Origin of the sequence: Neptunicoccus cionae (genome assembly GCF_002860325.1) — a bacterium.
GTDB classification, from domain to species: domain Bacteria; phylum Pseudomonadota; class Alphaproteobacteria; order Rhodobacterales; family Rhodobacteraceae; genus Amylibacter; species Amylibacter lutimaris.
In genome coordinates, this window is sequence record NZ_PKOJ01000004.1 from 1 (window position 1) to 21158 (window position 21158).

A 21158-nucleotide genomic window follows, 5' to 3' on the forward strand; every position below is an offset into this window, starting at 1 on the left:
GGTGTCCCAGTCATCGTTGCAGCCGATGCCGATATCATATTCGGAACGACGCGTTTCAAAGGCGGTATTCACTACAACGCTGTCAGTGTAGATATCGGCATTGGGTATGACGACACGGCGACCGTCATATGTTTTGATCAGTGTCGCGCGTGTCTCGATCCGCTCCACCGTACCCTCGTGGCCCCCCGAAACAATCTGGTCGCCTATTTCGAACGGCTGGCGCAGAAGAATAAGAATGCCCGCAAGCATGTTCTGCAAAATGTCTTTGAAGGCAAAGCCGATTGCGACAGAGCTGACCCCGAGACCAGCAATCAGGTCCCCCGGTGAAATCGTCGGGGCAACAATGGTGACCGCAAGCATAACTCCAATGATCACAATCGCCCATTTGACAAGTGACCCGCCGACATCTGCAAGGCTCGGGCGGTCTCTTTTGCTGGCGTATCTCCTCACAAGCGAGCTGACGCCTTTGGCTATCAGCCAGAAAATGACCAGCACCACAATCGCCACTGCTATATTGGGCAGCAGTTTGAACAGGCCATCCAGCCATGCATCTATTTTGTCAAATATCAAACCGGGGTTTGTGTCCACTTCATCCATATGCCTATCCTTATTGTTTATGTTAATTGAATTAGGGTCGTGTGGGATATTGGCAAACCCGCTTGTAAATTACGTGGATTGGCGCAGGGAACGCAGGACAGACAGCAAGAGCCATATTGTGGAAAATCAAGCTGGTGTTGTGCTTCCCAAACGGTAGAAGTCATGCGTGGGGAGACGGCAGCCACGAAAGGACGTTCCGATGAACATCGTTGAAGCATCTATCGCAGACCTCCGCCATGGTCTGGAAAGCGGGGAGATAACCTGCGTGGAATTGGTGAGGGCCTGTCTGGAGCGGATCGCGCTGTTGGATAAAAACGGGCCCTGCCTGAACGCGGTGCCTGTTCTGAACCCCGATGCCCTTCGCGAGGCAAAAGCTTCGGATGCGCGGCGCAAGGAAGGCCGCTGTCTCGGCCCGCTTGATGGCATCCCCTATACTGCGAAGAACAGTTACAAGGTGAAAGGTTTGACCGTCGCAGCCGGTTCACCGGCTTTTGAGACGCTGGTTGCAAATGATGATGCTTTTGCAATCGCGCAGTTGCGCGGGGCAGGCGCAATTCTCTTGGGTCTGACCAACATGCCTCCGATGGCGAATGGCGGAATGCAGCGGGGCGTGTACGGGCGGGCTGAATCGCCCTACAATCCTGACTATCTCACGGCGGCGTTTGCTTCTGGCTCGTCTAACGGCTCGGGCACTGCGACCGCTGCAAGCTACGCTGCATTCGGCCTCGCAGAGGAGACGTGGTCAAGTGGCCGTGCGCCTGCTGCAAACAATGGCCTTTGCGCCTATACGCCAAGTCGCGGCGTTATTTCGGTGCGGGGAAACTGGCCACTTGTGCCTACAATGGATGTGGTGGTGCCCCATACCCGCAGTATGACCGACATGCTGGAGCTTCTGGATGTTCTAGTAGCAGATGATCTTGATACGCGCGGCGATTTCTGGCGTTGTCAGCCTTGGGTGTCCTTGCCTTTGGCTTCGGAACACCGGCCTGAATCTTATGCTGCTCTGGCTGGACAATCGCTTCGGGGTAAACGCTTTGGGGTCCCTGCCATGTATATCAATGCAGACCCGCTTGCTGGAACTGCGGCAGACGGGGGGATAGGAGGACCGACCGGACAGAAAATTGACACCAGAGATTCTGTCATCGCTCTTTGGGAATCTGCAAAAAAAGCGCTGGAAGCTGAGGGTGCGGAAGTGATTACTGTCGATTTTCCGGTGGTGACGAACTATGAAGGCGATCGCCCTGGAGTCCCCAAAATTACCACCCGTGATCTTCTTCCGGCGGGGTATCTGAAGCGCGAAATCGTTGATCTGTCAGTTTGGGCATGGGATGATTTCCTCAAAGCCAACGGCGATGAACAAATTCCCGAACTGGCAGTGGTTGACAGGGCGCAGATCTTTCCTGCTCCAACAGGGGCACTGCCGGACCGGTATACAGGTTTTGAGGATGACATCGCCGACTATCCGAACCATGCCAGAACCCATCCGGTGAACAGCTTTCTTGAAATTCCCCTAATTGAAGAAGGTTTGCACGGACTGGAAGCGATCCGGCGGGTGGACCTTGAAGACTGGATGGACGATCTGGCGCTGGATGCCGTGGTCTTTCCTGCGGTGGCGGACGTGGGACCGGCCGACGCCGATGTAAATCCGGACTCGGCAGACAAGGCATGGCAGAACGGTGTCTGGGTGGCCAATGGAAATCTGGTGATCCGCCATCTGGGCATCCCGACGGTCACAGTGCCGATGGGGATGATGTCTGACATACGGATGCCGGCAGGGTTGACCTTTGCGGGCCGGGCCTATTCCGATGCCGCGCTGCTCTCCTATGCAAGCGCCTTTGAAAGCACCGGATCCTATCGCACGCCACCCCCGCTGTAATTCTTCGAATCCGGCGGCGGGCTAACTACTGCTACAGGATACGAATCACGGGTTCGCGAATTGCGGTGCCCGCAGGAAAGCGCTCGCGTGATCGTTTCCTTCCTGTCTGCCTGTAACATTTCTCCTTAACTATCCCGCAGATTTTAAATCGAAATTCTGTTGTTGGCCCATTTGTGTGACATTGTCACAAATATTAAGTGACATTGTCACATAATATGATACACATGTTAATTAGGGAGACAGGGGATTAGCGACGTGGAAGTAGAAACCGAGTATAAGGAATCCGTGGAAGAAACGCAGATTGAGAACCTTTCCGAGGCTCTCAGCTTTCGTATCTCCCGCCTTGCCGCGATAAACGAGCGGAATGGTTCCCTTTATTTTCGAAAGCATCTCGGGCTGAGCCTGTCGGAATGGCGTGTCATTGGTCTGGTCGCGGAATCCGAACCGATGCTGACGAGCACCCTGCGGGAAATCCTTGTGATGGACCACGGTTTGCTCAGCCGCGTCGTGAAGGAGCTGATCGCGCGGGGTTTGCTTTCGAGCGAGCCCTGCGAAGCGGACAAGCGGCAAACCGAATTATGTCTGACGCCGGAAGGCCACAGCCTTCATGAACAGTGCATTTCCTTCACGATCCAGCGCAACGCGGTGATGGCCTCTGTGTTGTCCACAAAAGAGCAGGCCGAGCTTCACCGCCTTCTGGAACTGATGATCACACATAACGCCGCATTGCTAAAAGCCAAACAGGAACCGAGATCATGATTGATACGCCGCTGCCCCCAAGAAACCCCCTACAGGTGCTCGGACGGGCGCTGGCGGTGGCGTTTTCTCTGCTCATTATTGCGATCATTGCCTTTTTTGTCGTCGACGAAGCGAACGCCCGTTTTGGTGTTATGGCGATCAGCCTGGCGATTGTGGCACTGACGTCTGACAAGGGGCGAATGGGCCGCTTGGGTTGGGCGATAGACTTGGGGCTCATTCTCGCGTTCTGTTATTCGGCTGTCTGGTTCTTCCGCGTGAAGGCAGAGCTGTACACAGGCTTTTTCACAGCGACCCCTGAAAACATTGTGGCCGGGCTGGCCGGTATGCTGGCAATCGTCGTTCTGTCGATCCGCTGTTGGGGTGTATCCCTTTCGATCATGGCCGTTGCCTTTGTCCTTTTCGGGTTTGCCGGTCCACACCTTCCCGGAATTCTGGAACATTTCGGAATGGATATGGGCAGTTTTATGCAGATCAGCTGGTATTCTTTTGACGGTGTTTTCGGTCGTGTAACGGGGCTGGTTGCGGATAACGTCCTTATCTTCCTGATCTTTGGTGCGGTGCTGGAGCGGACCGGAGCAGGGGCGAGCCTGATCCATCTGTCAACCGCTCTGACGGCCCGTGTGCGTGGCGGGGCGGCCCATGCCGCTATCGTTGCCTCTGCTGTTTTTGGTATGATGAGCGGGAGCGTCGCTGCCAACATTGCCGGAACCGGCGTCTTCACCATCCCGATGATCAAACGTCAGGGCTTTTCCGGTAACTTCGCCGGTGCGGTTGAAACGGCCGCTTCGTCGGGGGGGCAATTAACGCCGCCCATCATGGCAGCGGCCGTTTTCGTGATGGCCGATCTTGTGGGTATGCCGTTTGTGATGGTCATGGCTGCGGCTGCAATTCCTGCGCTGTTTAAATACATCGGACTTTTTGCTCAGGTGTATGCAGAAGCGATCCGGTTGGACATCAAGAACCTGCCGGAAGACCAAATTCCGGCCATTACCGCGCGGGACTGGCTGAACTCTGCTTTGGTCTTTGTGCCAATCGGTGCTTTGATGGTGGCGTTCCTTTCCGGAAAAAGTCCGGCAATGGCCGGTCTTTACGGCCTGCTAACTGCGATTGTCATGGGGCTTATCCTGAACCCTGATTTCCGCCGTGAACCCAAGCGCGTTGTTCACGCGCTGGCCGATGGTGGTGTCAGCGCTGCGCAAATCATACTGGCCGTTGGGGTTATCGGGATTGTGCTGGCCGTGGTGAATGAAACCGGTGTTGCGATCCGTTTTGCAACGTCTATCGCTGCCGCCGGCGAAAGCAGCCTGATACTTGCTTTGATACTGGCAATGTTCGGGGCGCTGATCCTTGGTATGGGGCTGCCAACCCTTCCGGCCTATCTGATTATCGCGATTATGATTGCTCCGGCCATTATCAAAGCAGGTGTCGAGCCGATTGCAGCACATATGTTCGTGCTCTACTTCGCAGTCTACTCCTCCATCGTTCCCCCGATTGCCTATGGCTGTTACGTTGCTGCTCCGATTGCGGACGGCAATCCGCTGGCTACATCATTCGTAGCATTGCGCATTTCGGTGATCGGGCTGGTTGTGCCTTATGTTTTTGTCTACTCGCCCTCGCTTCTGCTGGTTGCGGACGGGTTCACCTGGGTCGAGTTCGCCTGCACCATTGTCCGGTTGCTGGCCGCAGTCTGGATGTTGGCAAGCGCCTTTGGCGGAGCGGATCCCCGTTTGGGCCGGCTCGGGACGGGGCAGCGGGCCGTCCGGCTGGCCGTGGGTGCCGCCGCTTTGATGCCTCTGGCGTATTTCTGGATACCAGCCGTCGCGGCGACCCTTGCTGTAGGGCTGTTTTCCAAAACCTCACCCAAAACAAGCTTAATAAATACCACACAACAGGAGAAAATTTGAATGCTTAACCTTATCACAAAAGCCAAGCAAATAGCGCTGGTCAGTGTGCTGGCCGTCAGCTTGCCCTCGACCGCAGCATTGGCTGAACTCTACAAGGTGGCTTCCACCGCGCCGGGCATGTCCCCTTTCGTGGTGAATACCGCAATCGCCAAAGTCGTTAACAAGCATCTGGACGACGTAGAGTTTCAGGTCCGCGCGACTGGCGCGGCGACCAAACACATGGTTGATGCAGGCAAGGGGAAGGTGGATTTCCTCTTCGGTTCTGCGACAATCAACTGGTTGATGGCAGAGAACGTTGGTCCATTTAAAAATATGAAGGATGCGCCGGAACTGGAAAAAAACATCGGTATGGTGTTCTCTTACCAGATCGGGCCGTACCACTACGTGACCCGCGCGGATTCCGGTATTGAAACGATGGCAGACCTAAAGGGACACACTGTATTTGCAGGGCCTCCGGGTGGCGCGGCAAAAGGCGTTGTGCTGCGTGCAATCAAGGAAACGACCGGTCTGACCGAAGAAGACATGAACGTTCCGACCTATGGCTATGATGCGGCAATTCAGGCCTTTCAGGATGACAAGATTGATGTAATCGTCCTGCCGACAAACATGCCAAGCCCGTCTATCCAGCAATTTGCCCTGACCAAGAAAATTCGCATTCTGGATGTCGATATAGACAAGCTGACGATTAACGCGAAAGTTGGCGGTACGGCGAACACAATTCCCGGGGATGTCTACGGCAGCAATCAGGTCGGCGGCGATGCACGAACCCACGGCGCGATTGTGAATTTCTCAGCGGGAATGCACGTGGATGAAGAAATTGTTTACCAGGTAACTAAGGCAATCTGGGAAAACCTTGGGGAAATCCACGAAACGGCCGTCTGGATGCCCTCCACGATCCGCAAGGAAACCGGTTTGTCACAGATTGCAAGCCGTCTGCATCCCGGAGCAGAGCGGTACTACCGTGAGATGGGTTGGGACATTCCCGAACCCGTAACTTTCGGTAAGACCAACTGATCCCGTTATACGGGCCATGAAGTGATCCCCGTTGCATCATGGCCCGTAGCGCTCCTGACACGACACCGCAGGAAAAATTTCATCAAAGGTTTTGCGGGCTGATAAAGTCCGCGAGCCGAATTCAAACGCCTGAGAGTACGATGACTGATAAACCACGCACAGAATTTACCGGCTCCGAGCTGTCCCGTTTGCAGGCTTATGAGGTGGTCGAACTTCTTAGACGTAAAGAGGTTTCAACAACCGAGTTATTGGACGTGAGTTTTGCGCGGATCGAAGCGGTCAGCCCGTCGATCAACGCCACACCGACTGTGTGCCCTGATAGGGCGCGCCTTGCTTCAGAAAACATTGATGTTTCAGACAACGACCATCCCGGTAATCTTTACGGGTTGCCAATCGGAATCAAGGATTTGACCCCCGTACAGGGCGTGCGCACCACATTTGGCACCAAGGGACTCGCGGATAATATACCTGACACCAGCGATCCGCTTGTCGAGCGGTTGGAAGAACGCGGCGGCGTTGTGGTTGGCAAGACGAATACGCCCGAATTTGGCGCAGGTGGAAATACGTTCAACGATGTCTTCGGGCCGACTCGCAATCCATGGAATACGACCCTCAACGCTGGCGGATCTTCCGGTGGTGCAGCAGCGTCCCTTGCCGCAGGCGAAGTGTGGCTTAGTCACGGATCCGACCATGGCGGCAGTTTGCGCACACCGGCAGCTTTTTGTGGCGTGGTCGGCCTGCGCCCCAGTCCCGGCCGCATTAGCAGCGGCAATTTTGACAATCTTTACATGATCGAAGGCGCGCAAGGCCCGATGGCCCGCTCTACACGGGATTGCGCATTGTTCCTTGATGCCATGTCCGGTTTTGACGGGCGCTATCCCTTGTCCATTCCGGCACCGGAAACTTCTTTCCAGGATGCGGTTCTACAGGCAGACGGGAAGTTGCGGATCGCCTACTCTGCGGATCTGAACGGGTTTTCACCGGTCGATGCGGAGGTGCGCGAACATCTTGACGGCGTTCTGGGACTTTTGCAGCGGGAAGGGGCGATCGTCGAACAAACATGCCCTGACCTGACCGGACTGGACAAGACCTACAGGAGCCTGCGCGGTTTGATGTGGGCAGCTATGGGGCAAGGGGTGAAGCCTGAAATCCGCGCCCATTTCAAAGCCGCATTAGAAGAGAACATTGCCAGTGGCGAAGCCCTTGGAGTTGCCGATATTGCTGCGGCGCATCGAAACCGTTCTGCGCTTTACACCAGAATGGTCGCATTGTTTGAGCAGTTTGACGTGCTGGCTTGTCCCACTGTTGGCTGCCTGCCCCACGACCAGAGCGAAGAATGGGTAAGGACAGTCGGTGGTGTCACCTTTGAAGACTATCTCGGCTGGTTGCGGTTTGCCTACCTTGCAACCGTGACCGGACTGCCGGCAATTTCTGTCCCGGTGGGGATCGGTTCGCGTGGGTTGCCCGTGGCCTTGCAACTCATCGGGAAACCGCGCGGTGAAGCAGGGCTGCTTGCTGCTGCACGTGCGGTGGAAGTGGCTGTGGGCGGGCCGCTTGGTCCGATTGACCCTAATGTCACCCACACCACAGCGGCGGCCTGATCCGCGATTTAAAATACTCGAAAGGCGCTTACATGCTCAAAGCGGATACCATATTTCTGAACGGCCGTGTTCTGACACTGGACCCTGCACGGCCCCATGCCGAAGCAATCGCTGTGGCAGGCGGTCGGGTGTTGGCCTGTGGTAGCAACGATGACATTGACGCATTTGCAGGCCCGCAGACTCGGAGAGTCTCGCTTGGCGGGCAGTTCGTTATGCCCGGGCTTATTGAATCCCATACCCATGCGCTGTGGGGAGCCTGTCGAGATTTGTTCGAAGTTTACGTCGGCTATTCCGCAACCACTGATGCACTGGCACAGGCGCTACGCAAGCGGGCCGGGGCGACAGAAATAGGTAGTTGGATCAGCGGTGGACCCTGGCGTTATGAGATGCGCGACGGTCTGGGTATGACGCCGCGGGCGTGGCTTGATTTGTTGGCTCCGGCACATCCGGTGGCTTTGTTCGATACGAGCCAACACGCAGTCTGGTGCAACAGTCGGGCGCTATCTCTATGCGGTTTCGATGAAAACAGCCCTCCCATTGAGGGCGGCGTGATCGAGCGGGATACTAACGGCAATCTGACTGGCATGTTGGCAGAAGCCGCACTTGCTCCGATGCGAAACAAGATCAAGGAAACACCGGAACAGCTTCGAGAGGCTTGCGATTACGCTCTGCGCTATCTCAACAGTCTGGGATATACGGGGTTTAAAGAACCTATGGCAGACGAGCGGACGCTGGCCGCGTATGCCAAAGCCTGCGATGAGGGGCGGTGGAGCCTCCACGCAGCAGCACACATCACTGCATATTCCCCTCTGTCCGACGGCAATGTCCCGCTGGAAGAAATCGACCGCCTGCGGGATACCTATTCGCGGGATGATCTACGGCTGAATTTTGCCAAGCTGTTTCTGGACGGGGTGGCACCGGCGCATACGGCATCTTTCCTTGATCCGTATCAGCCGAAGGAAGGTTACGACCCGACGGCCCATGACCCTGATGCCACATTGCTGATGTCCCCGTCTGCGCTTAACGATAGGGTGACGGAACTGGACCGCCACGGTTACGTCGTCAAAATGCATGCGGTCGGGGACAATGCGGTCCGCAAGGGACTTGATGCGATCGAAGCGGCACGAAAAGCCAACGGACCTTCCGGTTTGCGCCATGAAATTGCGCATTCCGCTTTTGTCAGTGATGCAGACCTGCCCCGTTTTGCAGCACTTGACGCGGTTGCCGAAGTCTCTCCGAAACTCTGGATGCCAAACGGTGCCACCCGCGCCCAGATGGGTGTATTAAACGCAGAGCAGATGGGACGCCTGCACCGTATCCGCGATCTTCTCGATGCACAGGCGCAAGTGATTTTTGCAACGGACTGGCCCGCAAGCGCGCCGGATGCGGACCCGTGGAGCGGGCTGGCCGGAATGTTGACCCGACAGGATCCAACACAACAGTTCAGCGGAACCATGAATGCAGGGCAGGCAGTCTCTCTGGATCAGGCGCTCAACCTGTTCACGGTAAATGCTGCCCGTGCAATCGGTCTGGCTGGCGAAACCTCTGTCCTGAAACAAGGCGCATTTGCGGACTTTATCATTCTGAACAGTGATATCCGGACACTGTCACCGGCAGAAATTTCTGCTGTGCAAGTGCAGGAAACGGTTTGGAAAGGTGAAACCGTCTTCGCACTCTAGAGCGGCTTCGGGGTGCTGGGGGCCGAGAAAGTTGACCGGTCTATCACATCTTAGTAGGCTTATCACGAAGACGTGATCCTTGGGCGCACTCTCGCGCCGGCACAATTTTGCGTTAATCGGATTTCGTCAGTGTTTTGATGGAGCTGATTATGAACAAGCCCAATACCCCTGATGGATTTGAATTTTCAACGAAAATCGCCCCCGCAATAGAATTGCCAGAGATATCCCTGAAGGGGTTTGATGCCGGAGTCGGGGTAGACGACGCATCGGAATCGGCTGGTCTCCTGTCCGCACTGGCACGTAGTTTGAAAGACGTGGCTCATTCGGCTGATCTGTCTTCTGACACTTTGGCGGGTGCACTTTCAGAAGCGCTCGGGCTTGCCGGTTTTGCCGACGTACAGGTCCGGGAAAACACCTTGGAGGATTCCTTCACACTGGATCTGCTGCAGCCGGACGAGGCCGGAACATTTCAGTCTGTCCTGACTGTAACAGCCTATTCCTCCGGCTTCAGTTTGTCCGCTGGAGGGAACAGTTACAATTTTGACAGTTCGGGCGCGTTGGTTTCTTTGCAACCGGCGACAGGATCGCACAGTTCGGGCTGGCCTGCAGCTGGCGGCGCGAGCGCAGGGGCCGCACCACCTGCAGCCGGAGGCACCGTATCGCAGGCGCAGCTTGTGATGCTTGCAGAAGGTATTGAAGGCGCGCTGAGCGACCTCCATCAGAAGATTGTTGAAAGTGTTCTGGCCGAAGCGCTGCCGCTGATTGGTACGGGGCTCGCGCTCGCTGCCGAAGCAGAAGAGGTCGCCCTGACTGCAACAGCTGCATTGGGTGACGTTCTTTCAGAGGCTCTGAGCAGCATTGCGGATGTTGCTTCCCGTACTCAGGCAGAGGTGGAAGCCACTTTGGAAGCGGCATTGGCTGCAGCCGGTTTTGGCGGGAATTCCGTTGTTGTCTCTGTCGGGACAAGTGGCGTGCGTATTGCTTTGGAAACGCAAAAGATCGGCAGCTACTTGCAGGACCTTGCAAGTGATCTGGGGATGGCAGGGCTTGGGGCGACCGGCGGTGGCACATCAACGATTGGCACCACATTTGATTTCGACCTTGGGTTCGGTATCAGGAGCGGTGATTTCCTGATGGATGTTTCCGCCGGTGAGGATGTGTCGGTCGGCTTCACAGTGGATGATGTGGATTTTGACACGACGTTCGAGATTTCGGGGCAGGAGTTTGATCCGCTGGATGCCGGAACCGAATTCTCGGGGACATTTTCCGTAGATGTGCAGGGGACCGGAGGGCGGCTGTCCTCTTCTCAGGTGGCCAGCGCGACGATGGATGCCAGGCTGAATGGTACTGCACGTCTGAATGTGGAACTCGATGCGCAGATTGCCGGAGATATGGTTCCTTCGATCGGAACGACCCTGTCCACGGAATGGGATTTCACCGGAGCCAGAGTTGACGTGAGCGATGATAACGCCAGTTTCGGTGACAGGCCGGATGTGGCGTTCGAGACCGTGAAGATGGACCTTGGCAGGTTCATGGAAGATTTCATCGGCCCGCTGGTCGAGAAGGTTGATGCGCTGGTGGAGCCGATCAGGCCTTTGCTGAACGTGCTGGATGCCTCAATCCGCCTGTTGGAAGTCTTGCCCGGAATTGGCGGATTGATGGACAGAAACGATGACGGTCGGGTGACACTGATCGACATTATCGAAATTGCCTTCCCAAGAGTAGATACAACCGCTTTTCGCACCTTGGTTGATATTGCGAGTGACGTTGCCGACTGGGCGGCGTTTCTGGACAGCACCGGCTTTGCAGAAGGGGATCTGATCCTTGGGGATATTGAAATCGGGGCTGCGGACATCCGTCTGCCAGATTTCGATTTTGCTTCCGCCCTTGCCAAGGCCGGAGGACTGGCCGATGACATCGCTGATGTGATCGATGACCTTTCCGGTGCCGGTTGGGATACACGGGATTCAGGCAGCGGTTTTACCGGGGCGGAAATCCTCGATGAGATGGTGAACGGTGGAATCTTTGGCCTGCCAATCCTTACAGACCCCGATCAGTGGATAAATTTACTATTGGGTAATCCGGCGGAACTGGTGGAGGTCGATCTGCCGGAACTGGTTATCGGACAGGACAAATCCGTTAATCTGTTCAAGTTCCCTGTGTTCCCCCTTGTGTTCGTCAATATCACCGGATTTGCAAAGGCTGTTATCAATCTTGATTTCGGTTTTGATACCCGTGGTCTTCTTGACGAAGAATTGCAAGCAATCGACGGGTTTTACATTGTCGATGATCCGGACAGCGCCGAAATTGTATTGGAGTCCGGTGTGGGAGTTGAGGTGGAACTTAACGCCTTTGTCGCCTCGATCTCCGGTGGTGGCGATGTGGCAGGCACCATCAACCTTGATCTGAACGATGATTTGGGCGCAACGGCAGGCAAGCTCTATCACGACGAATTCATAGCAGCGCTGGAAAGCAACCCGTTTTCCATTTTCGACGCCTCCGGCTCGATCACTGCCGGTTTCACTGCTGTTGTCGATTCCCTCTTTGGCGAACTGTGGCGCTGGAGCAGCCCGAGGCTGACCATCGGTAACTTCGGCTTCGAGGGTGTCGGCGGCGGACACAACATCGCCTCCAAGTCCGGCAATACGTTGACCTTGCATATCGGTGATTTGTCGATGCTGCGCAGTCTGTCCGCCGGAATATCGGACGAGGAGGATCTGGTAACAATCGGGGCCTCGCCGAGTGAAGGAAAGATCACTGTAACGCTGAATGATGGATACACCGAAGAATTCAATAATATTACCAAGGTCGTGGGGGACGGGGGTAAGAAGGAGGACAGCCTCTATCTGGTCGAGGAAATGGCCATCAGCGCCGATTTTTCCGGTGGCGCGGGCGATGACATCCTGAGCGGTGCCGCCTTGGGCGACACGCTTGAAGGTAACGCTGGCAATGACATGCTGTGGGGGAATGGTGGCGATGACACCCTTCTTGGCCTGCTTGGCAACGATGTGATGATCGGTGGCGCTGGCGCGGATATCATCGACGGGGGGGACGGAGATGACCGTATCAGCTATTACAACAGTCTTGAAGCTGTAGACATTGATCTGGACCGCACGGTGCAAGCCGGCGGTGATGCGGAAGGTGACGCACTGACCTCTATCGAGTTTGTGGAAGGTACGCTCTACGACGACGTTATTAAAGGATCGCAGGGGACCGGTAGCATCTACGGGCTTGGCGGGAATGACACAATAGAGGGTGGTTCCCATACGCAGGGGCTTTTCGGAAATGCAGGAGATGACTTGCTTGAAAGTGCCAACTCCGGCGACACGATGTCAGGCGGCGAAGGAGATGACGTTTACATCGTGCGCGCCGACAACATCCGTTTGAACGAAGACGAACTGGATGAAATCAACGATGTGTCGGACAGCGGTTACGATTGGGTTAAAGGCCACGTGTCGATCGATCTGCGCGGCATGGACAATCACATTGAACGGATCAGTCTGTTTGGTACGGCAGAGGATGCCTTTGGCAATGATATTGATAACCTCATCACCGGCACGGGCGGTGGTAACGGGCTTTATGGACAGGCTGGAAATGACAAATTGCTGGGCCTTGGCGGAGAGGATGTAATCTACGGGCACAGCGGAAAAGACAAAATGTTTGGCGGCTTTGGAGACGACGAACTGCGCGGTGGCAGTGAAGCGGACAAGATTTTCGGCGGCTTCGGAATGGATACGATCTATGGCGGTGCGGACGCAGACAAGTTGCGCGGCGGCAAGGAAGCTGATTTCTACAAGGTGGACTCCCTTGATGAGGTGCGCGAACGCAAAGGTGGCGGGGCGGATTATGTCTGGGCGGATGACGATCACACCCTGTTGAAAGGCCAGCACGTAGAAGTGCTGTCGGCCTATTATTGGAACCCCGGAATTTTGTTGGCGATCACAGCCTCTGTTCTGAGTGGCAACTATGAAGCGGTTCGCGTGGCTGCCGGAACGATTGGCACGCTGGCAAGTAATCCGGAGGTTAACCTCACCGGCAACAACAAATCCCAGATACTGATCGCTGAAATGTCCGACCCCGATGTTTCTTATGTAAACACCTTGGAAGGTATGGCCGGTGCGGACGTTATTCTGGGCGATGGCATTGCGGATTTCGCGGCCTATACCCAATCGGATGCGGCTGTGACGATAGATTTGTCGGTGAGCAAGCAAACGGGCGGTCATGCAAAGAAGGATATTCTGCTGGGTATCCGCCATGTTGTCGGGTCCGAACACGACGATACCATTTCGGGTGAAAGCATACTGGCCGGAGCGGATGTCGAATATTCAAACACGCTGAAAGGGCTCGGGGGGGATGACCTGCTGGACGGGTTCGGCGGTGACGATGTTCTGTTCGGTGGTGATGGTAAGGATACGCTCTTCGGGGGCGTAGGCAACGATACGTTGAATGGCGGTGCGGGCAATGACACATTGGACGGCGGGGCAAATGACGACCGGTACATCGTCACGCTTGGCGATGAGATCATTGACAGCGGAGGCACGGATACTGTTATCGCGACAGAAGATTTCTACCTTGCTGCCGGTTTGGAGATCGAGGTTCTGGAAGCCTTCGCCGTTGGAGCCGAGGATATTATTCTATTCGGAAATACCTTCGATCAGACGATTACAGGCAATGCGGGGAACAATGTAATCCACGGCGGTGCAGGCGCAGACGTGATTGACGGCGCAGAGGGCGACGATTTCGCAATCTATACCCTGTCAGGCGCGGGTGTGGATGTTGACCTTAACCGTCAGTTGCAAAGTGGCGGCCATGCAGAACTGGACTTCCTTGAAAACGTCGAAAATCTGCGGGGTTCGGTTTTCGATGACATTCTGGTGGGGCAGAACTTTGCGAAAGTCACCGGCTCTCCGGACAATACCCATTACGGAGAGGCGGGCGACGATATAATCTCGGACTCTTACGGCAATAATACGCTCTACGGCGGTAAAGGTGCCGACACTCTCACCGGAAGCGGCAAGTTCTCCTCACTAGGAAGCGCTGGCAGTCTGCTATTCGGCGGGCTGGGGGCGGATACGCTGGAAGGCGGTGCAAGTACCACAATTGGCGGCGACACGCTTGCAGGGGGTAAGGGTGACGATACCTATCGTGTCACAAGTGTTGGCGACATTGTTGATGAAAACTTTGCAGGTGATATTCCGGACGGTGTTGATGGGGGACATGACCTGATTATCGTGGACGTGGATGTCTGGGATATGGACACACCGGGGCAAGCGGACATCGAAGATGCAGAGCTTGGGACCGGGCACACCGTCCTTGCCAATGATCTGGATAATACACTGACAGGAAACGCGCTTGATAACGAGATTTCGGGTCGCGGCGGGGATGACACCATTATAGGCAATGCTGGCAACGATATATTGCGCGGCGGGGACGGGGACGATCTTATCAAAGGGGGCACCGGCGACGACGAGATGTACGGCTGGTCCGGCGATGATGTATTTCTGGTCAACTCCGCGTTGGACACGGTTATCGAACTGGAAGGCAATGGTGTTGATCTGATCAAGTCCAGTGTCACTTATACACTTTCTGAGAACGTCGAAAATCTGCGACTGATTAACAGCGCGGATGTAAACGGGATCGGCAATGCTCTTGATAATGAGATCGTCGGGAATGACGGAGATAATGATCTGAACGGCCGTCTCGGAGCGGACACGCTGACAGGCGGGGACGGTGAAGACAGGTTCATTTTCCGCGTGTCTTTGGAGGACTTCGATACGATCACCGACTTTGAAACGGGCGTGGATGAAATACGCCTCGATGATGCAATTTTCACAACGCTGTCGACCGGATCACTGGCGGTGACGGCATTTGGGTCCAACCTGTCCGGCTCTGCTTTTACAGCGGCACAGCGCATCATCTACAGTGAGTCAACGGGTAAGCTCTATTACGACGAGGATGGTAGCGGCGGTGCGGACAGAGTGCATTTTGCGACGCTGGATGCCGAGCTCGACCTTGGTGCGTCCGACTTCTCCATTTTTTAATCTGATCAAAAATGCGTCGTTCTGGATAGTTTCTGAGCCTTTTTTAGATCGGAAAGGCTGTCAGATCGTGTGGTTATTTGTGTGTTTGAGTTTTTGTTTAGTAAATCCACAAAAACGCACTAATACATAATTATACTCAAATCAGCTTTTGATTCGGGTCGAAAGAAAGGCAGTAATTCCGAGGTTTCAGAGAGAGGATTCCGGTGGAACGGCTGTTAAACTTGGAACAGGGATTTATAAAAATGTACAAAAATGCGATTAAATTCTCCGCTTCTGCTCTGGCGCTGTGTGCAGCGTCTTCCGCTTTTGCAGAGTCGCTGACCGTCTATACAGCACTGGAAGAAGAAGAGGTTGCGATCTATTTGGATGCGGCCAAAGCGGCGATGCCAGACCTTGAAATCGACGTGTTGCGCCTGTCGACAGGCAAGCTGGGCGCGCGGTTGCTGGCCGAGGCGGGCAATCCGCAGGCAGATGTGATCTGGGGCTGGGCTGTGACCGCGATGATGGATCCGCAGGTTCTGGAACTGATGGCACCGGTAAAAATCGCTGGAACCGAGGCACTGGCCCCGCAATTCCGTGATGCGGAAGACCGCTGGTTCGCGCAAATCGGTTATATGGGGGCCTTCTGTGTGAATACGGCGCGGCTGGAAGACAAGGGTCTGACCATGCCCACAAGCTGGGCCGATCTGGCAGCGCCTGAATTCAAGGGTGAAATCCTGATGCCTGATCCCAATGAATCCGGCACTGGTTATTTGCATGTGAACGCGGTTCTTCAGGGCATGGGGCTGGAAAAGGGTTGGGCGCAGCTTGAAGCGGTCGATCCGAACATGGCGCAATACACGTCTTCGGGATCAAAACCTTGTAAGTCGGCGCGCACAGGGGAATATACGGTGGGTATTTCGCTGGCCTTTACCGCGATGCAGTCGATTGAGGAAGGCTATCCGTTGGCCATGGTGTTCCCGTCCGAGGGCGTTGGCTACGAGCTGGAAGCATCCGGTATTCTGGCCAGCAGTGACCAGCAGGAAGAGGCTAAAAAATTCCTCGACTGGACCATGTCCGCCGAAGCAATCGAACTGTTCGGCCAGTATAAGGCGCTGGTGACTGTTGCAGGGGCCAAACCGTCCGACACAGCCGTGAAAGCGGGATTGCCAAGCGATATTTCGACCGTTCTTGCCCCTGTGGATTTTGTTGAATCTGCTGGCCGCCAGAATGAGATCAAAGCCGAGTGGCGCGAAAAATTCGGCCGTTAATCAAGCCTTCGGGCTGTGGGGGCGCAATGTCCCCGCGGCCCGTCTGCGTGATTTTCCCCTTCATTTAATACCCGTTCGGCCCCGCGCCGAACCCCCTATTCAAGGCATGCGGTCATGTATCTTACCGTCAGCAATGTAACCAAGCGGTTTGGCACTTTCACCGCACTGGACAACGTTTCTATTGAAATCGAACAAGGCGAATTTGTTTGTCTGCTCGGCCCGAGCGGCTGTGGTAAAACCACCTTGTTACGGCTGATTGCAGGTTTGACCGATGTAGATTCCGGAACAGTGTCGCTTCAAGACGAGGTGCTGAGCAATTTGCCTGCACGCGAACGCGGCTTCGGGATTGTGTTTCAATCCTATTCTCTGTTTCCCAGCATGACGGTGGCTGAAAACATTGGGTATGGCCTGAAAATCCGTAACGTCCCGATGGCCCGTATCAATGCGCGAGTGTCGGAGTTGCTGGAAATCGTCAAACTGCCCCATCTGGCAGACAAGTTTCCGGGGCAGTTGTCTGGCGGTCAGCAGCAACGCATTGCGCTGGCCCGTGCGATTGCGGTTGATCCCCGTGTGTTGTTGCTGGATGAGCCCCTGTCCGCGCTGGATGCCAAGGTGCGCGGCAGTCTGCGGGACGAAATCAAACATTTGCAAAGAACGCTGAAAATTCCGACCCTGATGGTGACCCATGATCAGGAAGAGGCGCTGGCGCTGGCGGATAAAATCATCTGTATGAACCACGGTGTTGTGGTGCAGGCTGGCACGCCCGAAGACCTGTATCACCGCCCCGCCACGCGGTTTGTGGCGGATTTTATGGGGGTCAGCAATCTGGTTTCCACCGAAGTGATCCGCCGCGAGATGCCAGCGCTTCTGACAGCGCGTCCCGATGCGCCTGACGATCAGTTCGACGCCTGCATCCGCCCCGAAAAAATCGGGCTAGTTGCCGATGCTGACGGGGCGGCGACGGTGCGTTCGGTCGGGTTTCTGGGCAATCTGACCCGCTATAAACTGGATAGTGCTTTGGGCGATCTGGTGGTGGAATCCCACGGCTCCCTTGGTCTGACAGAGGGGCAGAAGGTTGCGGTGCAAATTGTGCCGTCTGATTGCATCTGGGTCGCCAATGACGGCACTGAGGTGTCTGAATGAGCGTCTCGGCTGCCAAAGAGTACGCGCCAAAACAGCGCTTGCGGATGGACAGTGACAAGCTGCTTGCGGCGGCTTGTATCCTGATCCCGCTGATCGGCCTGACGCTGTTCTTCCTCTATCCGATGGTTATCGTGTTTCTGCGCTCCCTTACTACGCCCGACGGGACTTACGGGCTGGGGAATTATGCTGAGGTTTTGTCATCCAAAGGGTTCTGGCGTGCAACGCAGCATTCCATGACCATGGGCGTGGCCACCACTGTGGTCAGCGTTTTTCTGGGCTTTATCATCGCCCATGGTCTGCACCGCTGCGCCTTTCGTGGGAAATGGCTGATCCGTGGCGTGATCGTCTTGCCGCTGCTGGCACCGTCCCTGGTGCAGGCGCTGGGGTTGATTTTTCTGTTGGGGCGCAACGGGTTGATTTCCCGTGCCATCGGGACGGAGCTGGATATTTACGGCTTTTGGGGATTGTTGATTGCCAACACGCTGTATGCGCTCCCCCAAGCGGTGATGATTATCGGCGCGTCGCTGGTTCTGCTGGATGCCCGCACCTATGAAGCGGCAGAGGTGATGGGCGCAAAGCCGATGCGCCAGTTCCGCGATCTGACCCTGCCTGCGATCTTTTTCGCCCTGCTGAACAGTGCTTTTGTTGTGTTCATCATCACCATCACCGATTTTGGCAATGCGGCGGTGATCGGCGGGGATTACTCGGTGCTGGCCACGGAAATCTACACCCAGGTGATTGGTTTGCGGAACTTTAACATGGGGGCGGTTGTGGGCATTATGCTGCTGCTGCCAACCGTGGTGTCCTATTATATCGAACGTCAGTCGATGAAGCGGCAACAGGGGTGGCACGCGACCAATGTGCAAAAGTTTGTGCCGCGCTTTTATCCCAACCGCGATATCCCGATGGCGGCGGCCTGTTTCGCGGTGGTGGCGATGATCCTGTCGGTGATCGGCGTGGTGATCTATGCCAGTTTCGTCAAATTATGGCCCTACAACCACGATCTGACTTTCAAACATTTCGATATTACTCTGGCGGGGGGCTATGCCTCGCTTTGGATTACTATCGCGATCTCGTTGGGGGCGGCGGCTGGCGGGACGGTGCTGATTTTCATCATGGCTTTGGGGCTGCGCAAGCTTTCGGGCGGAATTGCACAGGCCGTTCAGGTTCTGGCGGCGATGCCTGCGGCGGTGCCGGGCATTGTGCTGGGGCTGGCCTATATCCTGACGTTCAATTCAACCGCGACGCCTTTGTATCTGCTTTACGGCACGGCGACTTTGATTGCGGTGATCAATTTCTATCACTATCACACACAGGCGTTTTTGACGGTAATGACAGGGTTTCGCCAGTTTCCCACCGCACTGGAGGAAGCCGCGAGCACCCTTGGCGCGGGGTATGGCCGCACGGCGGTCACGGTAGTTGCCCCATTTGTGGCACCGATGCTGATTGCGGTGTTCTTCTTTCTATTCATGCGCTCCATGGTGACGCTTTCGGCGGTTGTTTTCCTGACCACAGCCAAGCTGGATGTGGCGGCTGTAACGATCATGCGGCTGGATGATGCGGGGCTGACATCACAGGCTGCGGCGTTCTCCACTTGTGTTATGGCTGTGGTGTGTCTGGCTTTGGGCATGATGAAACTGGGGCTTCGGCTGATGTCTCGGTCCCCCAAAGTGATAAAAGGGGGTTAGCATGTGGTCACAGGAACGCCATCATCGGATTTTGTCATTGCTGCAAAGCAGTCGGCAGGTCAGCGCAAATGAACTGGCTGATCTGCTGAATGTGTCGCGCGAAACGGTGCGCCGTGATCTGCTGGAACTGGAGCGCGGCGGGCTGGTAGACCGCGTTCACGGAGGAGCGGTGCTGCCGCACCGTGAAAGCGAAGCCCCGTTTGAAGCCCGCAAAGGGGCGCATCACAGGGCAAAACAGGATATTGCACGCAAGGCGGTTTCGCTCATTCCGGCAGGGTCTTCGATCATGGTGGATGCGGGCACGACCACTACCGTTTTTGGCGAGGTGCTGGCCAAATTGTCGGGGATCATGGTGGTGACGAACAGTATCGATATCGCCCAAACCATTCGTGCGGCGGGGTCTGATATTGATCTGATCCTGCTTGGGGGGCAGATTGTATCGGACGTGCCTGCGACCTACGGCGAACTTACCCTGTCGGAAATTGCGCGCTTCAATGTGGATCAGGTTTTTATTGCGCCTGTGGCTGTGAATGCCGCCGATGGGGCTTTTTCGTTCGAGTTTAAAGAGGCCGAAGTGGCCCGTGCAATGGTCGCGCAAGCCCGTGAAACAGTGCTGTTATGTGATCGGAGCAAGCTGGGGGAAACCAGCCGTGTGCGGTTTTGCAAAACAGCGCGGATCGACACGCTGGTTACAGACAGTAAGGCACTACCAGAACAGATCGCTCCGTTTGAAGCGGTTAACACGACCATAGTTATCTAGGTCTGAAGAGGAGACTTCCCTATGACCGACCCTACCGCCAATCCGGCAGGTGGCATCTGCCTACATCAAATTCTGGCAGATGGGACAGATTTTGTGCAAGCGGCTGGCGCAACGGCGCGCAGTTATTTCCGTCAACACAATGCGGTGGAGTTCAAAGACGACGAAAGCCCCGTTACCGTAATTGACCAACGGATCGAACAGGAGTTGAAAAAGGCGATTGCCGCCAAATACCCGATGGACGGAATTTTCGGCGAGGAGAGCGGCGTGGACGGCGGCCTTGATGGCAATCTCTGGGTCATTGACCCGATTGACGGAACACGCTCTTTTATTTCAGGGAACCCGCTGTTTGGAATGCTGCTGGCATATGTCCGTCACGGTGCGCCTTTGGCAGGGATTATTTCGATGCCGGTGCTGGACGAACTGTATTGCGGCGCGATCGGGCAAGGGGCAACATGTAACGGTGCGCCGATTTCAGTGTCGGATCAGCGCAATATTGACGACTGCACGCTTTACATTAACGAAGGCGAGAAGCTGATGGCAGAGCATCCCGAACCGCTGGCGCGGCTGCTGAAAGCAGGAAAGACTCGGCGGTTCGGGTATGATTGCTACCCCCATGCGTTATTGGCGGCAGGGCATATCGATGCGGTCGTGGATTATGATCTGAAGCCATATGACTATCTGGCGCTGGCTTCGGTGATCACGGCGGCAGGGGGGATTCTGACCGATTGGCAGGGCAGGGCGTTGGACCTGTCGTCCGACGGCGCGGTGGTTGCGGCTGCGACGCCCGAACTGCACCGCGCGCTATTGGCCCTGTTGAACGATTAGCGTGGCAGGCTGGTACGGTAC

At 55.6% G+C, this 21158-nt stretch carries 13 protein-coding genes; 12 read left to right on the forward strand and 1 reads right to left on the reverse strand.

The window, feature by feature from the left end; all coding sequences use genetic code 11:
- Nucleotides 1-597: mechanosensitive ion channel family protein (locus tag C0U40_RS10725; RefSeq protein ID WP_145991928.1), on the reverse strand; the 597-nt coding region annotated here is incomplete at its 3' end.
- A 199-nt stretch (nt 598-796) separates the two neighbouring features.
- Here C0U40_RS10725 and C0U40_RS10730 point away from each other — a divergent pair.
- From C0U40_RS10730 to C0U40_RS10785, 12 genes are all read left to right on the forward strand, one after another.
- Nucleotides 797-2473: an amidase gene (locus C0U40_RS10730; RefSeq protein WP_101655790.1), complete on the forward strand. Its 1677-nt coding sequence runs from the start codon at nt 797-799 to the stop codon at nt 2471-2473.
- Nucleotides 2474-2728: 255 nt separating this feature from the next.
- Nucleotides 2729-3232, forward strand: a complete 504-nt coding sequence (locus C0U40_RS10735; protein WP_180957677.1) for a MarR family winged helix-turn-helix transcriptional regulator — start codon at nt 2729-2731, stop codon at nt 3230-3232.
- Nucleotides 3229-5136 (forward strand): TRAP transporter permease, encoded by a 1908-nt coding sequence (locus tag C0U40_RS10740; protein WP_101655792.1) that lies wholly within the window; start codon nt 3229-3231, stop codon nt 5134-5136. Before C0U40_RS10735 ends, C0U40_RS10740 begins: the two co-directional genes overlap by 4 nt.
- The gene (locus C0U40_RS10745; protein WP_101655793.1) at nt 5137-6150 is read left to right on the forward strand and encodes a TAXI family TRAP transporter solute-binding subunit; all 1014 of its coding nucleotides are present in this window, start codon (nt 5137-5139) and stop codon (nt 6148-6150) included. It abuts the gene before it with no gap.
- 140 nt (nt 6151-6290) lie between these two features.
- Nucleotides 6291-7751, forward strand: a complete 1461-nt coding sequence (locus C0U40_RS10750; protein WP_101655794.1) for an amidase — start codon at nt 6291-6293, stop codon at nt 7749-7751.
- Nucleotides 7752-7783: 32 nt separating this feature from the next.
- The gene (locus C0U40_RS10755) at nt 7784-9430 is read left to right on the forward strand and encodes an amidohydrolase (protein ID WP_101655795.1); all 1647 of its coding nucleotides are present in this window, start codon (nt 7784-7786) and stop codon (nt 9428-9430) included.
- A 149-nt stretch (nt 9431-9579) separates the two neighbouring features.
- Nucleotides 9580-15471, forward strand: coding sequence for a calcium-binding protein (locus tag C0U40_RS20100; RefSeq protein ID WP_145991929.1), 5892 nt, complete (start codon nt 9580-9582; stop codon nt 15469-15471).
- Between the two features lie 242 nt (nt 15472-15713).
- Nucleotides 15714-16721, forward strand: a complete 1008-nt coding sequence (locus C0U40_RS10765) for an ABC transporter substrate-binding protein (RefSeq protein ID WP_101655796.1) — start codon at nt 15714-15716, stop codon at nt 16719-16721.
- A gap of 114 nt (nt 16722-16835) precedes the next feature.
- Nucleotides 16836-17864 (forward strand): ABC transporter ATP-binding protein, encoded by a 1029-nt coding sequence (locus C0U40_RS10770; protein ID WP_101655797.1) that lies wholly within the window; start codon nt 16836-16838, stop codon nt 17862-17864.
- A complete protein-coding gene (locus C0U40_RS10775; RefSeq protein WP_101655798.1) occupies nt 17861-19552 on the forward strand; it encodes an ABC transporter permease subunit in 1692 nt (563 codons plus the stop codon). The genes C0U40_RS10770 and C0U40_RS10775 overlap by 4 nt, the downstream gene beginning before the upstream one ends.
- A gap of 1 nt (nt 19553) precedes the next feature.
- Complete coding sequence (locus C0U40_RS10780; protein ID WP_101655799.1) at nt 19554-20312, forward strand: DeoR/GlpR family DNA-binding transcription regulator; 759 nt, start codon at nt 19554-19556, stop codon at nt 20310-20312.
- A gap of 21 nt (nt 20313-20333) precedes the next feature.
- Nucleotides 20334-21137, forward strand: a complete 804-nt coding sequence (locus C0U40_RS10785; RefSeq protein WP_101655800.1) for an inositol monophosphatase family protein — start codon at nt 20334-20336, stop codon at nt 21135-21137.
- Nucleotides 21138-21158: the final 21 nt, after the last annotated feature.

Coding starts and splice junctions, on each gene's coding strand:
- C0U40_RS10740 (WP_101655792.1), top strand. CDS start 3,229: ATGATTGATACGCCGCTGCCCCCAAGAAACCCCCTACAGGTGCTCGGA.
- C0U40_RS10765 (WP_101655796.1), top strand. CDS start 15,714: ATGTACAAAAATGCGATTAAATTCTCCGCTTCTGCTCTGGCGCTGTGT.
- C0U40_RS10780 (WP_101655799.1), top strand. CDS start 19,554: ATGTGGTCACAGGAACGCCATCATCGGATTTTGTCATTGCTGCAAAGC.
- C0U40_RS10745 (WP_101655793.1), top strand. CDS start 5,137: ATGCTTAACCTTATCACAAAAGCCAAGCAAATAGCGCTGGTCAGTGTG.
- C0U40_RS10755 (WP_101655795.1), top strand. CDS start 7,784: ATGCTCAAAGCGGATACCATATTTCTGAACGGCCGTGTTCTGACACTG.
- C0U40_RS10770 (WP_101655797.1), top strand. CDS start 16,836: ATGTATCTTACCGTCAGCAATGTAACCAAGCGGTTTGGCACTTTCACC.
- C0U40_RS10750 (WP_101655794.1), top strand. CDS start 6,291: ATGACTGATAAACCACGCACAGAATTTACCGGCTCCGAGCTGTCCCGT.
- C0U40_RS10775 (WP_101655798.1), top strand. CDS start 17,861: ATGAGCGTCTCGGCTGCCAAAGAGTACGCGCCAAAACAGCGCTTGCGG.
- C0U40_RS10785 (WP_101655800.1), top strand. CDS start 20,334: ATGACCGACCCTACCGCCAATCCGGCAGGTGGCATCTGCCTACATCAA.
- C0U40_RS20100 (WP_145991929.1), top strand. CDS start 9,580: ATGAACAAGCCCAATACCCCTGATGGATTTGAATTTTCAACGAAAATC.
- C0U40_RS10730 (WP_101655790.1), top strand. CDS start 797: ATGAACATCGTTGAAGCATCTATCGCAGACCTCCGCCATGGTCTGGAA.